This window comes from Bacteroidota bacterium, assembly GCA_030017895.1.
Classification (GTDB): Bacteria; Bacteroidota; Ignavibacteria; order UBA10030; family BY39; genus JASEGV01.
Window position 1 is genome coordinate 20,509 of the sequence record JASEGV010000016.1, and the last position, 17,481, is coordinate 37,989.

Genomic DNA, 17,481 nt, shown 5'->3' on the forward strand with positions numbered 1-17,481 from the left:
GGAATATTGGATTATTGGAATATTGGTTTGTTGGATTTTAGTCTTTGCTATCACGGTCTAAGTTCCGTGAACATTATATGTCGAATAATAGGTCCGCTATTAGCGGATGAATTTTGATATCTTCAGCTTATCCATTATTCCACTAATCCCCCCTTTTTTTGCACTCATCAATATTACAAATTTCTGCCGCTGATACACTTCCCATTTTTTTGATAATTACAGTATTCACACATATCTTCGTTGCGTGTGAACTGATTCGATTTTATCTTCTCAATCACATGTAATATTTCCGTCTCAATATTTTTTATCTTATCTTTACTGAATTTATAAATCTGCGGGTGGTCAGGATATTTTGTAAATACTAATGTCGCTTCAATTTCATCCACTTCCAAAAAGCGGGCAACCAAAACAGAGTAAAATGCCATCTGCCAATAATAACGGTCGGCTTTATTTTTAATATTTTTTAGAGTTACATTATCGGTTTTGTAGTCGAGAATGCACCATTTTCCTTCTTGACTCTTATATAGTCTATCCAACGTGCCGGTCAGATAATCATCGCCAAAAACTGTGTTGAGAGTAAACTCTGTTTTATATTCCGGCAATCGAATAACAGTTTTGCCAAAATCCGATTCGAAATAATTTTTCACTTGTAATAATATATCGTTCGTAACTTGATTTATTTTTTCGTCCTCGATCACAAATTCGCTTTTCAAATTTTGCAGTATAAAACTACTAATATCTTTCTCGTTAAAACTTTGATACTTTTCAAGAACAGAATGTGTTATCGAACCAACAATCCCTCTGTATATCCTGTCGTTCGGGTCATCTTCTTCATGAAACTTAATGGATCGCATTTCAAACTCAGGCATTCCGAGTTGGTATTTCAAAAAATATTTCGTCGGACAATCCTTGAACGTCTGGATTTGTGTAGCCGAGAAAAAGTTACTCCGAATCTGTCCCTGTCGCGATTTAATTAAAATATCCCCGATTGATTTCTCCGATTCAACAACTCTTGCATCTTCCGACACTATTTCTATATGTTCAGGCGCTGTATAAATTTGAAGGTTCAGCAGATAATCGATTTCGGAGTGTAAAAAGTTATTATTTTCTAAATTAATTGTTTTTACTTTTAGGTTATCAACTAGGTGTTCGCCTTTCATAATTTCATTTGAGTTTATATTTAAACTCTTTAATACCCAATTCAAAGCTGATTTAGAATTTTCAGGTAAACTACCTGAAAGCACTAACACATCCTTAGCGCGTGTGCAGGCAACATAAAATATTCTTTTTTCTTCAGCTTCAGTTTTTAAGTGCGATTGCTGCTTCAGAAATCTATAAATCAGCGGGTCAATTTTTTGATCATTCGAATTTTCTTCCATTGCCTGAAAACCGATACCGACTTTACTGTCGATGTATGGAGCATTATCGTACTTAAATTTTTTATCAAGAAACGGAACAAAAACTACCGGAAATTCAAGTCCTTTCGCTGAATGGATCGTCATTATTTGTACAGCATTCCCATCGCTTTCGATGCTTGCCTGCCCTTCACGCTGTTCGCCTGCAATCAAAGTTTTAAGCCGCTCCACAAAATCGTATAGGTTAGCAAATCCCTTTCCTTCGAAGTTACGTGCCAAACGGAGAAGTTTATCCACATTTAAACGACTTTGTTCACCACGTTGTAAGCCAGCTATTGTTCCAAGCCAACCAGTTTGCCTGAAAATTCTTTGAACGAGTAACGGTATCGGTAAGCGAGATGCGTAACTGATATTATCATCCAAAATATTTACTGCACGCTTTGCATTGTCGGATACATTTTCTGTTTGTATGAACGATTTAAGTTTTGACCAAAAATCTGAACCATTAGTGTGGTTCGCAATCTCGAATAATTCAGCATCGGATAGCGTGAAAAAAGGCGACCTGAGCAATCCAACAAGCGCTACATCGTTGTGGCGATTCAGCAAGAATTGGAAGTAATTGTAAAAATCGTAAATCTCCTGCGTTTGATAAAAACCTATACCCCCTGTAATTACATAAGGAATTTTATATTTGTTGAGGATAAGTTCTAATTTCTTCAAATGAGTGCGGCTTCGCAACAGAATAGCAGCATCTTTGAAACGGAAATCGTTTGGAGTTTCAGCCGCATCGTAGATTTGGTATTTAGTTTGGACCAAATTGATTATCCGCCGTGCAATTGCCTCACACTCGATTTCTATAATTTTTTCCTTTTCATTTGAAGGTTTTAAGAGCAGCAGTTCAACTTTTCCGGATGCTGAATTGTTTCTACATTTTAACAACTCATTGTATTCAACTTCAAATTGATGGCTTCCCTTGACCAATATTTTTGCAAAAACAACGTTTACAAAACAGACTATGTCGGTAAGAAGCCGGAAACTTTCAGCTAACACTATTTTTCCTTTTCGTTCATCAGCAGTTGATACAACCGCATTCCCATTCCACCTTATTTCATTATCCGTCGTTTGATAATGTGTGATATCTTGTTTTGTTTTTTCAAAAACTTCAACCTCAGCATTCCGGAATCCATAAATCGACTGCTTTGGGTCGCCGACGATAAACAAGTTTCCGCTTTGTAAATCGAAGAGGAGCTTTCGGAATATTTCATACTGTAGTAAATTCGTATCCTGATACTCATCAACCATAATATATTTGAACTTTGAAGCGAGCTTCTGCTGCACTTCACTCGACTTGAGCATTTCATAAGTTTTTAACTGTAAGTCCTCGTAATCGAGGTAACTCTTTTCGTTTTTCTTGAGTTCATAAATTTTCAGCGTATCTTTGTAAAGCGAAAGAGCCACACGTGTAATATTCAGTAGAATTATTTGGTGTTTATTTTTTATATAGGAACAATATACCTCGATAAGTTCCTTCGAGCTTTCCCAAACATCTTTAAGAATTGATACTAAGTCGTTCACGGATGAATTATCTACTCCCCTGCCGAAAATATCCGCCCGAAGTTCTCCTTTCTGCGTGAGCATACCTTCGATTATTTCTCCGAACATTTTTATTTTATGATCTTCGGTTTTAGCTGTGTGCCAAACGTTCAACATCTGCAAAATTTCAGTCGCTTTTTTACTATTACCCGCTTTTAAAATTTTTTCTGCAGCCTCTATACAACCGGAATCAATGACTGTCGAGAGTATTTGAGACTCTGTTATTTCATCCCAAATTTTCAAAATATCATCGTCCGATTTTCCCGCCGATAAGATTCCATCCTCTGTTAAAAGCCGTTCGACTTGTTCACGTTTTCCAAGAAATAGCTTTACAAAGCTTTGAAGTTTATTCTTCCCGAGAGTCCGTAAAACTAATGCCAACTCTTCATATCTTTTATCCGAAGAATTATTCAGCCATACAGCTATTGTTTCCTGGATTGATTCCTGTATCAAAATTTCCTGATCTACGCCATCGAGAACAGAAAAACCGTAATCAACATTCGCCTCTACAGGAAACTGCCTCAACATTTTTGAACAGAAGGAGTGGATGGTGGAAACATTTGCCGAGGGTAAGTGATTGCTGATGTCCTCGATTTTTTTAAGTCTATCTAACGATTTTTCAGATTGTAATAATCCGTTAAGTGTATCGGAGATTTTTTTTTTCAATTCGCTTGCCGCTTTTTCGGTAAAAGTTATTGCAACAATCTCATCAATCTTCGTATCGGTGTTTAATAGAATATCAATAAAACGACTTACGAGAACAGTAGTCTTACCTGAACCAGCATTTGCTGTAACCGATAGATGTCTTAATATGTCGTGAGCTTTTTTTTGGCTCTCTGTAAAAATAGTTTTTGGCATAATAATCGACTTAATATAACAGGTTAGATAGAAATAAAAAAGCCGATCGTTAGGATCGGCTTATTTGAAAGAAATTTATTTTAGTTTCTAAAAACGATATGTAACCGTTGCTACAACATTGTGAGTTTTAATCTTTTCATCAACGCGCGAAGTTTTATCGTAATTCACACGGAACGAATCCCAAAAGCCATAAGCATAACCCAAGTCGAAAGCAACAATATCTTGAACAATAAAGCCGACACCCGCTGTTATATACTTACGTGCAAATGATGACGGATCGTCTTTGTATGGCGAGGGAAGAAAAGCAAAACCTCCACGCAATCGCATACCCATTGCAGGTAATTCGTATTCTGCACCGCCCCGCAAATTCACTGTAGGTTGGAACATTTCTTTGATATCTGTATTGTAACTGATTAAATCTTCGGGTGCATTACGGAATTCCATTTGTGTCCAATCTGTGTATTCAAGATCTGCAGTCAACATCAAATCTTGAATGATATAAGATACACCACTGCTGAACATAAAAGGTGAAACTACATCGTATTTAGTTTTGAATTTCGAAGGTTTATCGTATGGATATTTGAAGTTATCTCCATTATCAAAAAAACTTTCGCCTTGCGAGGTAAATGTTTCTTCAATTGTCAGCCACGAAGGGGTTTTAAAACTCAATCCTATTCTTACCACATCCGACATACGATACAACATACCGAATTTGGCTGAGAAGCCATTAACAGTTGCACTTATTGTTTGGTCGATAAATAAAGACCTAAAATCGAAAGGAAGTGTTCTATAAATATTATCCAAATCTTGTTCGGAGTAACTTCGTTGCCAGGAATATGAGCCGGTATTAATATTTAAACTCATACCTACATATAAATTTTTTGCAGCTTCCATCGCACCGCCTACACTCCAATTGTTCATCCCACCGCTTTCTAAAATTTTACCGCTTTGTGTAACGCTGTCCTGAATGCGGCTATCAAAAACAAAAGAATTAGGACTCAAAGAATCTATATTTGCTAAATACAATTCCCAAGCTAAATTACCTTTTGGACTTTTTGTTGTAGAAATACCGTGACGGGCGTAATTTTGGATAATTGAACTTACAGGATTAAAACCGCTGAATGAAAGAGCTCCGGCAAAATCATTTATACGATGATAACCCGCAGCGAATACCATACTTCCGCGAGTTGTAGGGAAAGGATATGCTACGCCGAAATTATTCAGCTTCGTGCTGCTCGTAGAAAAAGATTTTTCGTTTCCATACAAACTGCTATTATCTTTAGATGAAAGGTGAGATAAGCCGAAAGAAAATTCGGACATATCTAATTGACCTAATCCTGCAGGATTCCAGAACAAAGCTGTGTAATCGTTTGATATGCCGGTGTAAGCCATACCCAAACCGAGCGACCTGGCACCAACACCGGTTCCTAAAGTTGAATATCGCAACGCATCTTCAGGAAACTGTGCGAAACTTGATACCGAAAAAGTTAAGAGGACAATGATTACAGTTGAAAATATATTTTTCTTCATTATTATTTCCTTAAAAATTTTGTGAGAACAAATTATCGACCGCCTCGTGTATTGCCGCCGCGTGAACCTTGGTTACTGTCGTTACTTCCACCACGGGAATCGTTTCCTCTGGGCGGAGGCGACGATGGTGGCGGCGATGATGGTGGAGTTGACGGAGGTGGCGGTGGTGGAGTATATGTACGTGTTTCCTCACGACTGCTGCCGCGGTCATTTCCTTTACCTTCATCACGTGATGGTGGTGTGTTCTGTCGATCTCTACCCGGTTGGTCATAACGCTCACGCCGCGAATCGGGACGACTTCCACTGCTTTCACCTCGTCCGGTTCCGGACCTATCCGGCGAACGTGGACTCACCGATCTTGTATCTTCTCCACTTCTCGATTTTCCGCGAACCTGTTCATTACTTCCTGTTTGTGAGCGACCACCGGTACCTGTAACTCCAACACCTGTTGGTAAATCATAACCACTTCTACCGCCGTCAAATCTATCCGGGCGATTTTCTAAAGTTTGTGATCCTCTATCAATGCTACCTCGATTTCCACCAAAATCTCTTTTAGTTCTCACCACGTCTCCCTTATCACTCACATAATACCAAGGTGTTCCCCCATAATAATACGAGGGATAGTAATATGACGGGAAATAATAAGGATGTGGATAATATACATAAGGAGTCCAGCACCATGAACTCCACGGGTCATAATGCCAATATCTATCGTAGAACCATGGATCGTTATATACGTAACCAAATGATACCGAGGGCCAATAATATGACGGGTAGTAGTAGGAATATGACCAGCGATGTCGAGGATACCAATTTCCGCCGTCAAAATAATAGTTATTGATTATCTGGCCGCCCGCTTGAGTATACATAGTATCGCTGTAATATTCAGAATCGTATCTTTCGTTCTCAGCGTAAGAGTAATTTTCATTTACTACGTTTCGTTCTTGCTTCACAGTATCAAATCGTGTATAGCAACCGGAAAGCGAAACGATGATACTAAAAGCCGCAATTAAAAATTTTATCTTCATAATAAACTCCATTGATTATTTTCATTATTCAATTACACAACACAAATGCCACAAAAATTCGTCAAAACCAATTAAATCTATCATTAATCTAATTAAAAAAGAGTAGATTGTCAACCGATGTTATAGAAATGTTTCGATTTTTATACAATTGGACTAATTTTGTGTTTAATTGAATACATTATAGGCGACCGATGTATTCAACTGAAATGGTTCGATTAGCAATGCTAATATTATGTTGATTTTTGAAGATATCTTTTAAATTAACTCCTAAGGTGAAACCGCTGCCAATCGATATCCTGACAGCTAAATTCAGGTATCCATATCCTTCACCTAACGCTTTTGGGTCGCTGTCGTTTATCGCCAGATTATATTCGGCGATGATGGATAGAAAATTTCCTAAAGTTTTTTCGGCTCCGAAAAATAAATTCAAATCTTTATCGCTGTCGGCACGTTCGAGTGAATAATTAATACCGCTATGAACACTCAAAAATCCGGCTACCGAAAAATTTTTACTGATGACCAAAAAAATGCCGGGTGATTTTATAGCGTAACGATCCAATGAGTCGATGTAAATTTCTTTCCCCTGAGAATCGAACCCTAACGCTATTGCCGGAAGAATCTGAGATTCATCGAAGGGACGAGCTTTGATGCTCATGCCTGGAAATTTATTCCACTCTGGTTTCGAAGAACCGATGAGATGAGTTCCACCGTATGACAATCCGACGTTGAAAGTATTTAGTAAACCGAACGAGACTCCAAATAATGCACCCCCATTTTGATAAAAATCTACATCTGCTGCATATTGCAGATGGCCAATTATTCCAGCCGTTGGCATATCTACAACAAAGCGAGGTTCAAAATCGCCGCTCGAACCGGCTGATCCTTGTGCATACAAATTATGAAAAGAGATGAGAAAGAAAAAAGAAATTAATATGATTTTTTTCATAACTAACCTATAAATTATTTTCTTGAAACCCATTTGTTGTCTTTGATGTAAAACCTCCACATATGTTCTGAACCGTTGGTGATGCCAACTCTGGAAGATGAAATGATTTCGGATTTCGGATTTCGGATTTCGGATTTTCCAATCCATATCTCATCTCCGCACAGGTCAGTTCCGTTTTCATTTCTTCCGAGTGCAAATGCTTGGCAAACTTTTGCAGGACCGTTCGTGAGATTGTGAATATTTTTTGAGGTGCCAATTTTTCTGTGGGTTTTCATAAATTCGATATTCTCGACCGGTTCTACAGCGCGTATCAGTACAGCGCATCCTTGGTCTTCTTCCTCTGTTACAACATTGCAGCAGTAGTGCATACCGTAAGTGAAGTAAACATATAAATGCCCACCTTGCCAGAACATTACTTCGTTACGTTTGGTTTTTCCACGAAATGAATGACTTGCAATATCATTATGCAAATAAGCTTCTGTCTCAACAATTTTACCGACAAGTAACTTCCCCATGTATTTTCGGATTAAGTATTCACCGAGTAAATCTTTTGCAATTTTTATTGTGTCTCGTAGATAGAATTCACGGTCTAACTTTTTATAGTCAGTGTTAACCAGGCCTATCCGTGTCATCCGTGTTCTATCTCCTCTGAAACTCACGGATTATTTTGTCAACCTCGTCTTCCGATATTCCACTTCCTAAAACATTCCCGCTTTTTGGTGAAGTAATTTTTTCTGTTTCTTTTACCGGCTGGGCTGAACCTTTTTTCCAAACTGGAATATTCCCCGCTCCTTCACGTAAATGCTGCTCGATTTTTTCTATCCAGGATTCCGCCGTCTTAATTTCTGCAGTTGTCTTGGCAGCTTGCGGTTTAACAAATATCGGCTCGCCCGCTTGTGAAGGATTTACAGGTCTTGTTTCAAACACGAGTCGCTTTATGTTAATCAGATGTTTAGCGGAAACATTTTCAGAAATAATCGAGCCTCCGATTGTTCCGGGACCGAGTGTGAGGGATGGCAGAAGCTCGTTTGTCCCGCCAACTGCGCCAAATGCCGCCTGCGTATTTACCAAAATTCTTGAAGCTGGTTTCTCGAGTGCAAATTTCATTATAATATCTTCATCGGACGAGTGAATAACCAGAGTATGTCCTAACCCGCCAAATTCAAGAAGTTCGATGCAGCGATGGCAAGCGTCACGCCAATTAAGTTCTGTGTAGAACGAAAGAACAGGCGATAGTTTCTCGCGAGAGAGTGGAATGTTCTTTCCGACTGCGTTTAATTCGGCAATTAAAACTTTTGTGTCGGATGGAACTTGGATACCTGCTTTTTCAGCAATAAACAGAGCCGATCTGCCCACCATAGCTGCGTTCAAGTGTCCTTCGTTATCAAACATCAGGCGCGAAAGTTTTTCTTTAGCTTCTCCTTCCACAAAGTAACCACCAAGCCGTTTGCACTCTGCAACGACCTTATCTTTTATGGGTGAATCGCAAATGAGCGAAGATTCAGTCGAGCATAGCACACCATTATCAAATTGTTTTCCCGATAAAACATCGGCAACAGCTTTTTGTATGTTTGCAGTTCTCTCGATGAAAGCTGGCACGTTTCCGGGTCCAACTCCATAAGCAGGTTTGCCTGAACTGTAAGCTGCTTTTACCATTGCTCCGCTGCCGGTTGCGAGAATTACACCGGTTAATTTATTTCGCATCAATTCATTTGTACCTTCGAGTGTCGGCTGTGTCATACAGTGTATTACTCCTTTGGGTGCACCGACAGATTCAGCAGCTTCACGTATTAGCTTGGCTGCTTCCAACGTTGAGTAAATTGCTTTCGGGTGTGGGCTTGCAACTATTGCGTTTCTTCCTTTTAAGGAAATGATCGCTTTGAACATCATCGTTGATGTTGGATTCGTAGATGGAATTAAAGCGGCAACTACTCCCATCGGTTCGCCGATTTCGATAATCTTCTTCTCGCGGTCTTCGCGAATCACACCTGCTGTTTTCAAATCTTTGATTGATTCCCAAACTCGCCTTGTAGCGAATTCATTTTTCTTCTTTTTGTCTTCAGGTTTTCCGAAACCGGTCTCCTCGTAAGCCATTTTACCCAAGAGTTCTGCCGCTTCGTAACCTGCATCTGCCATTGCTTTCACAATCTTATCGACACGTTCCTGATTGAAGGCGCGGAATTCCTGAACAGCTTCATTCGCTTGTTCTAATAAATCGCGCACTTCCTGTATTGATGCTAAATCTTTGTATGATGACATATAATTCCTTTATAATGAATATGTTAATCCTATGTATGGAAATTTAATAATCTCGAACTTGTCTCTATCTCTAAAAAAACTAAATCGTGTGAAAACAAATGCTAATTCTGAAACAAAATTACTTCTATAAGCTCTTACACCAATTAAGAATAATGATAACTCGAATCTGTCATCATAAGTTTGTGGTATCATTCCTTCAGCTATGAATTTAACGCCCCCTTTTTCTTTGCTCGAAATAATTGTTTCAAATCCAACCTGTGCCCAACTGTGTGAGTTGCTGTATTCAGTTTCTTTCTGAAAAAATTGTGTAATGTTAAAGTGAAGTTTTGTATAATAAGTGCCTAAACTAAATGAAAGATTTCCATAAAAATTTTCACCCGGATTCGTATCTGATGAAAATAATTTATTTGCGATAAACCAATCGGCACCGATTGCAACGCCCCTAACCAAATCGTCGCTTTGGTAAATTTGGAATTTTGCACCGGTTCCTAAAAACGAGGAACCCCATATCGGTAAGTTGGTTGTGAGGTTTAAATGAAAATAATCTGTGATTGCATAACCGCCTTGAATCAGATAAAAGGTGTACATACTTCCCCAAAATTTTCCCTTTGGGACGGTGTTACCTGTCGACATCCAGAAAAGCCGATTCTGAACTGGGTCAGATACGGTTACCACATTTTCAATATTACTTTCTTGGCAAACGGATGCGGATATAGGTATCAGGGGAAAAGATAATATTAATATCGATAATAATTTCATTAAATGAGATTTTTATTTTTCCACAAGAACAAATTAGTTGTCTCTTCTTTTTCGCGTACTAAATCTTCGCCTGTATATTCATCGATGAAAACTTCGCAGGCAAATACTTTTGTGCCAGGCATCAGATGTCCGCCAAAAACTTTTCCTTCTTTATCGCTGAGTGTAATATGTGTATGGACGAAAGGTTTTCCTTCTCGGATACTCACATTACCGGTGCAGTTTAAAATTTCATAGCCACCGTTCAACTCAATTGTATTGTACTCTTTTTTAATCTGGTCAAAATATCCGATGATAGCATTTGTAACCGCACCGATAGCTGTAACTTTTCCGATGCGAATATCTTCTTCGGTTACAATTTTTGTGAGTGCATCATATAAATCTGAACCTGACGGAATTGCACCGATAAATGAGCGTTTGTATTTGTATTGTAGTCTAAACACAGCCCAAATATATAGAATTAAGAGGATTTTAACAAGACTTTTTGAATCTCATAAACATGAAAATCATCGAGGATAATATCTTACCATTAAGTGCCTTAGCATGACACTATTTAAGTCCTAACCCAAACTGTGAAGTATGCTTTTGTTTCAACCCGAAATGTTCATACGCCAACTTAGTTGCTTCTCTGCCGCGCGGTGTTCTTTGTATAAATCCTTCTTGCAATAAATACGGCTCATACACTTCTTCAATCGTCCCAGGGTCCTCGCTCACGGCTGATGCAAGCGTTGCGAGTCCCACGGGACCGCCAGCAAACTTTTCAATTATCGTAGTAATTATTCGCTTGTCCATCTCATCCAGACCGCGGCTGTCAACCTCGAGCGCTTGTAATGAATATTCTGCGACTTCTTTATTAATAATTCCTTTGTGGGATTTTAGATTCTTATCTGCCTGTGCAAAATCTCTGCAACGTTTCAAAAGCCGGTTTGAAATTCGGGGTGTGCCGCGTGAACGGGTAGAAATTGTTTGCAATCCGTCATCGGTTATTTCGACGTTTAAAATGTCTGATGAGCGCTTAATAATTTTTACAAGTATGTTCGAGTCGTAGTAATCCAACCGATTCGTTACACCAAAGCGTGAACGCAGCGGAGCAGTAAGTAATCCTGAACGGGTTGTAGCGCCGACGAGTGTAAATTTTGGCAGCTTCAGCTGAACATTACGCGCATTCGGTCCCGAGTCGAGAACAATGTCTATAACAAAATCTTCCATCGCGGGGTAGAGGTATTCTTCAACAACAGGATTGAGCCGGTGGATTTCATCGATGAACAACACATCACCCTGATTAAGACTTGTTAGAATTCCCGCCAGGTTATACGGTTTATCTATCGCAGGTCCTGATGTAATTTTTATGTTGCTCCCCATCTCAGCGGCGATGATGTATGCGAGCGTGGTTTTCCCAAGTCCGGGCGGACCTGTTAGTAAAACATGGTCGAGTGTTTCGTTCCGATTTTTTGCAGCGGCGATGAAAACTTTCAAGTTACTAACAATCTTTTCTTGACCATAAAACTCGGTAAACTTAAGCGGGCGCAAGGTTTGGTCAAGTTCAATTTCCCCTTCAAATTGTTCGGGTGATGTAATATCGGATTTACGCATAAATTTGATATCAATTTAAACAGAATAAGTGTGAAATTCAAGAAATTCTCAAGATTCGTGTATTCCCTGAGCTTGATGTGGTTGCCATCTAAATCTTCCACCCGTGCAAACTTTCCCTCGTCGTAGATTTCGATTCCTTTGACAATCGCATCGTGTTTTATTATATCATCTACTCTCAAATTGATTGTGAATACTTGCTATCATATTTAAATAAATGCTTAAGGAAGTGTGGAGCCGCGCGCTCCGTACCATGGGTGAATTTCATAACTTAATCGACCGGCTTTTATTGCAGGGTCGTTGCCGATTAATTGTTTCGCCTCCTCGGCAGTTTCCACGTCGAGTATAAATATACCACTTCAAAAAATAATTGTGTATTATAAACTGTTTTAGAAGTTTTTCGGCCCGTTTATCACACCCCTGTCGAAGTCAGGAGGCCACTGAACTCGATAATTTGGGTGATGCATTGCGGAAAACAGGAGGTAAAAAGTGACCATTAACCTCTCATCAATATCCTTGCAAGTCGAGATTAGTTAGACCCAAATCCTTCGCCCAACGAACTGTTTCTAAATATTCCTCACGGGCTAACCTTCGCGCAATTTCAGGATAGTCGAATGCCTTATACATAGGTCTGTATTGCGACATCAAGTTGATGTACGTATCCTTCGGCAAATTTTCCGAAATCCACACAAGTATCTCTTTCGTCCCGCCAACCCGATTCGGCATCACTAAATGACGTATCATCAAACCTCTGTACATTAAACCATCTTCCGCCGGCTTAGCTACACCCACTTGGTGATGCATTTCGAGTATCGATTCTTTCGTCAGTTCAGGATATGTTGCAGCGCCCGAAGAATATTTCTCAGCCATCTTTCCGTCTGAGTATTTAAAGTCGGGGAGATAAATATCTACGACACCATCTAAATATTTAAGTATCTCTATTTTTTCCCAGCCGCAAGTGTTATAAATAACAGGAAGTTTCAAACCCTTGCCAGCAGCTAAATCTAATGCAAGCAGAATATGCGGTGAGTAATGAGTGGGAGTTACAAAATTAATATTATGGCATCCCTTTCTTTGAAGCGCTATCATCATATCAGCAAATTGCTCTAGAGTCTTCTCTGAACCCATTCCGCCCTGACTGATTTCCCAGTTTATGCAGAACACACATCGCAACCCGCAGTTAGTAAGAAAAATTGTTCCCGAACCGCCATCGCCAACGAGCGATTTTTCCTCCCCGAAATGTGGATGGTATGATGAAATCTCTAATTTTGCAGTTGAGCCACAGAATCCTTCACCCCCCGTTATACGGTTAGCGCCGCATTCCCTCGGACAAAGTTTACAATTTTTCATCGTCAGCCAAAGCTCTTCGCCTCTTTTTTTTAACTCTCCACTTTTGTGCAATTTTATGTAGGCGGGTTCAAACTTATAGACATCATCCACAGCGCGGCAGTTAATCCCAAGTTTAGCATATGCTGTATTGGTTATTGCAAGAATGGCACACGATTTTATAAATTCTCTTCTCGATTGTTTGTTCATTTTATCACACCTCCTATGATTTACAACAATAATCGATGTAAAAAGTGCCGGCTCGAGAAAACTTATTAGTCAGCTCTGAGCCGGTTTTTTTTACTATTAGAAAATACTCTCAACGTATGAGTAGCATCTTTTTAACGATTGTGTAGCTTCCAGCTGTGAGTAGCTCGGTAGAGCTCACGAAGAGTTTGTAGAAGTACACTCCTGAAGATAAATTATCAGCAATAAATTCAACCCACTGGTCTCCAGCGTCTAAATTTTCCCGGTCGAGAAGTGTTGCTACTTCTCGGCCTAACATATCGTAAACTTTCAGAGTAACTAAACCTGCTTCTGGAAGTGAGAAAGAAATATGTGTAGATGGATTGAATGGGTTAGGATAATTTTGATAGAGTGAAATCTTTTCTGGCATTTCATCCTCAATTGAGAAACGCGAATGACGCGCTCCCTTACTAAAAGCTAAAGGGTTGGGATGGATAAAAGGTACTTCATCAACCGAGTGCGTTCCTTTCAGTAAAAACGGAGTCAGACTCAAGGCAATGTATGGTCCATCGAAGGCACGGTTAATTCGACTAACTGCTGAATCGAGTTGAGCGTAAATGACTGGAGACGCTGAGAAATGGTGATAATATGTGAGTATCGAGTCAGCTAAGTAAGTAATCTCACGAATTTTTAAACCGTTACACGGGTCGGTTGGATTACTCAGATCGTTGTACAGTAAATCACCGAGGGCAGTTGTGTCAGTTGGTTCTGTTGCCCCGGAATCATTCGCTATGATAGCGAGCTTTAAAGCATGAACTTCGCCAAGCAGCCGATTATCGTGCTTTTTTACTTTTGGATTTTTCAATTCTCTGATGAATGGTTTTACCTGACTCGACCCAGTAGCAATTTCATCGAATCCACCCGCAGTTCCTGTATGCGGGAAGTACATCCTGTCAGCTTTCATATAGCGGATCCATCCAACGGCAAGTGTGTCAGTTACTTTTCCAATCACCAAACCAGCGGGTCGATTAATGATTTTTTTATAGATATATTCCAAAACATTTCCGCCGTTTGGTTGGATGAAATTTGGGGTGTAGCTGCCAGCCAACTCAGTTCGTTTAACACCCGCCTGAACTCCATCTACTAACCAGAACCAGAAATTTGCTTGAGTTCCCTGTGCTTTCTTAGCTACGTTAAAACTAAGAACTGCAGAATCTCCGAGAGAAACAGTCTTTCCAGTTGCCCTTACTGTTTTATTTTTATCTAAAAAAGTGAATGATGAAAATCCACCGGAATCAAGAATACTAATAATCGAAGAATTAAACCGTATTTGTATTCCGTTTGCCGCTTGAGTCAATTCATCATTGTGAAAAACGAATGTTGTATTACTGCTCACAACTTTTCCTGCTTTAGCTTTTTTTAATGACAAATCGTTTTGGCTGAATGTGCGATACTTCGGCTGCGAAATAGAAAACGAAACTATAAGCAACCCTAATATTAAATTAAATAATATTTTCATTGTAAAACTCCTTTCGAGTTTTTTAAATTTATTTGTTATTTGTGTGCTATTTGGACTGAAAATTATTTCATCAGCAACATCTTTTTGATTTCTTGAAATTTATTATCGACAGCGAGACGATAGAAATACACTCCTGAAGCAAAGCCATTTGCGATGAACTCGATTGTATGTTCGCCTTCATCTAATTCTTCACCGTTCAATAGCTCTGCAACCTCACGTCCTAATAAATCGTACACTCTCAACGTAACTACACCTGCCTCTGGTATCGAGAAGGAAATGTTTGTCGTTGGATTGAATGGGTTGGGATAATTTTGATGCAATTCAAACTTGTAAGGCATTTCTTCCAGCATCTCAGGTTTAAACTCTAAGCGCATCTGAATTGCTAAAGGATTTTTTTGTAAGAAAGGAATAGTATCTAACAGTGCAGTACCCGAAGCCATAAATGGCGATTGACTTACTTGAGCAAAAGGTCCCGAAAAAGCTCCGTTAATCTTTGTTAACATTGTATCGAGCCGAGCCCAATCGATGCCGCTGTAGTTCCTGTAATATGATACAAGGTTATCAACAATTAATGCTATTTGTCGGATTGTATATCCATTATAACGATAACTTGTGTCGTTGTTTCTAAATATCAAATCTCCAAAACCGATAGGAGTGATTTCAGCATCACTCGCTCCGATATTAACCTTGAGTGTTGCTAACTCGCCAGCTAACTTATTGTTGTGGTCTATTAGTTTTGGGCTTTTTAATTCTTTAAAGAAGGGTACGCCCTTCGCAACATCGAATCCGCGAGGATTATCGATGTGAGGCGCGAATTTCATCAAATCCTTCCCGGCTTTAAAACGCATCCATCCGCAGATATTAGGACTATCGGGTCGAGCTATGCCAAGTACCAAGCCGCCCGGCGCGCCCGCGTATCCTTTCTTAATTTTTGGGAATGCTCTCGCAAATGCCGAGTCGCGTAGGTTACCAAAGTTGCCCGTTGAGTTGTAAGGTTTTAAACTTACTCCTTTTAATAAAAGATCGTTTTGTGTAATTGTCCGATATTTCATCGAATCTTCTTTTACATACTTTATAGTTATGAAATCGGGAGGTCCTTTTTTACTTGTTGTTGTACCCGAAACATAATAGGCACCTCTGTATTCAGCTAAAACAAGTCCCACATCATCATTGCTCATCAAGCCGTTGTACCTTAATTGCCAGTTAATATCGCCATCGGCTTGCAGTTCAAGAAATATTATGTCTCTTCCTGAATTTAGTCCAAAACTTGAGCCAACAATGTGCGGAGAACCGCCTCCCAAAATAGAATAACCGACATCCTCATCATTTGCAGGACCATTAAAATGCGATTCAAAAATTAAATCCCCATCGCTCTGGTCATATCGAAGAGTAATGATATCATAGTAAGAACCGAAAGTAACCGAACGACCGGTTATGTAAACACGCGAATTACTGTGCAGAGCAATACCGAAAGGTGTATCATCACCCGAAGCTGTTCCGTTATAAACTTTTGTCCAAACCGTATCTCCAGTAATACCGTTTACTCTCATTGTTAGAATATCGTTGCCTGTGCCTACGTTAGTTGTGCCGGTTAAATACAATTCATCAGCATCTCTCCAAACCATTGCTCGCATAAAATCATCAGCAGCGGCTGTTCGCTTAAACAATCGTGTCCATACTGTATCGCCTGTCCTTGAATTATATTTTATTACCAAATAGTCATTGTCGGCACCTCTGGCGACACCACCGACATAACAATAATTGTATTCCTCCAATTTTAAATAAACAGGATAATCGTTACCATTACCCGGACCGTTATAAGTCTTCGACCAAACCAAACTACCCGCGCTGTTATATTTTAAAGTAATGATATCGATGCCCGTACCTGACCCAACAGTAGAACCGGTAACGTAAACATTCATCGAATCATCCACCTGAACTGAAGCTGGTTTATCCTCTCCGCTTCCGATATACTTTACTGCCCATTGCTGTAGCCCCGCTTTATTGTACTTAATAGTAACAATGTCCAAACCAGTTCCATCGCTCCAACCTGATACATAAACATTCTCGGCGCTGTCAACAACAACTTTTACAGGTTTATCTTCACCGGCACCTGAGCCGTTGTATCGCTGTATCCACTGCGTAATACCATCTGAGTTATATTTTATTGTTGTAATATCAGCTCCAGTTCCGACACCATTACTCCATCCGGTTATTATAATGCTGCCCGAGTCATCAACTACGATTGATGTAACAACATCTGTCGAGTTTGCTGGTCCATTATAATGAGCCACCCACTGACGAAGAGGTTGGGCTTGAGAAGGGATAATAAATAATGTTGTTAAGATAAGAGAGAGGAAAAGTAAAGAGGCTTTAAAAATTTTCATACTAAATACTCCTTAAATACAATTATATGAAACCGTAATTATTTATTTAAAATTAGTGATTAATCGGATGATTGTCAAGAAAAATTGTTAAATAAAATTTGGGATTTTGAAATTCTTTAAAATCTGCCGAATTATAGGGATTTTCTGC

Annotated in this window: 12 protein-coding genes; all 12 read right to left on the minus strand. The window is 39.4% G+C overall.

Going from position 1 to position 17,481, the window contains the following annotated elements; translation table 11 throughout:
* Positions 1-173 precede the first annotated feature (173 nt).
* Positions 174-3,806 (minus strand): UvrD-helicase domain-containing protein, encoded by a 3,633-nt coding sequence (locus QME58_04585; GenBank protein ID MDI6803108.1) that lies wholly within the window; start codon positions 3,804-3,806, stop codon positions 174-176.
* Between the two features lie 87 nt (positions 3,807-3,893).
* Complete coding sequence (locus QME58_04590; protein ID MDI6803109.1) at positions 3,894-5,336, minus strand: outer membrane protein transport protein; 1,443 nt, start codon at positions 5,334-5,336, stop codon at positions 3,894-3,896.
* 32 nt (positions 5,337-5,368) lie between these two features.
* On the minus strand, positions 5,369-6,364 hold the full coding sequence (locus QME58_04595; protein ID MDI6803110.1) for a hypothetical protein: 996 nt from the start codon (positions 6,362-6,364) through the stop codon (positions 5,369-5,371).
* Between the two features lie 178 nt (positions 6,365-6,542).
* The gene (locus QME58_04600; GenBank protein ID MDI6803111.1) at positions 6,543-7,310 is read right to left on the minus strand and encodes a hypothetical protein; all 768 of its coding nucleotides are present in this window, start codon (positions 7,308-7,310) and stop codon (positions 6,543-6,545) included.
* Between the two features lie 14 nt (positions 7,311-7,324).
* Positions 7,325-7,942: a DNA-3-methyladenine glycosylase gene (locus QME58_04605; protein MDI6803112.1), complete on the minus strand. Its 618-nt coding sequence runs from the start codon at positions 7,940-7,942 to the stop codon at positions 7,325-7,327.
* Positions 7,943-7,949: 7 nt separating this feature from the next.
* Positions 7,950-9,569, minus strand: coding sequence for an acetaldehyde dehydrogenase (acetylating) (locus QME58_04610; GenBank protein ID MDI6803113.1), 1,620 nt, complete (start codon positions 9,567-9,569; stop codon positions 7,950-7,952).
* A 9-nt stretch (positions 9,570-9,578) separates the two neighbouring features.
* Positions 9,579-10,202, minus strand: a complete 624-nt coding sequence (locus tag QME58_04615) for a hypothetical protein (GenBank protein ID MDI6803114.1) — start codon at positions 10,200-10,202, stop codon at positions 9,579-9,581.
* 125 nt (positions 10,203-10,327) lie between these two features.
* A complete protein-coding gene (locus QME58_04620; protein ID MDI6803115.1) occupies positions 10,328-10,768 on the minus strand; it encodes a DNA-binding protein in 441 nt (146 codons plus the stop codon).
* Positions 10,769-10,874: 106 nt separating this feature from the next.
* Complete coding sequence (gene ruvB / locus QME58_04625; GenBank protein MDI6803116.1) at positions 10,875-11,918, minus strand: Holliday junction branch migration DNA helicase RuvB; 1,044 nt, start codon at positions 11,916-11,918, stop codon at positions 10,875-10,877.
* 504 nt (positions 11,919-12,422) lie between these two features.
* Positions 12,423-13,451, minus strand: a complete 1,029-nt coding sequence (locus QME58_04630) for a radical SAM protein (GenBank protein MDI6803117.1) — start codon at positions 13,449-13,451, stop codon at positions 12,423-12,425.
* 109 nt (positions 13,452-13,560) lie between these two features.
* Positions 13,561-14,946, minus strand: a complete 1,386-nt coding sequence (locus QME58_04635; GenBank protein ID MDI6803118.1) for a T9SS type A sorting domain-containing protein — start codon at positions 14,944-14,946, stop codon at positions 13,561-13,563.
* A gap of 62 nt (positions 14,947-15,008) precedes the next feature.
* On the minus strand, positions 15,009-17,333 hold the full coding sequence (locus tag QME58_04640; GenBank protein MDI6803119.1) for a T9SS type A sorting domain-containing protein: 2,325 nt from the start codon (positions 17,331-17,333) through the stop codon (positions 15,009-15,011).
* Between the last annotated feature and the right edge of the window lie 148 nt (positions 17,334-17,481).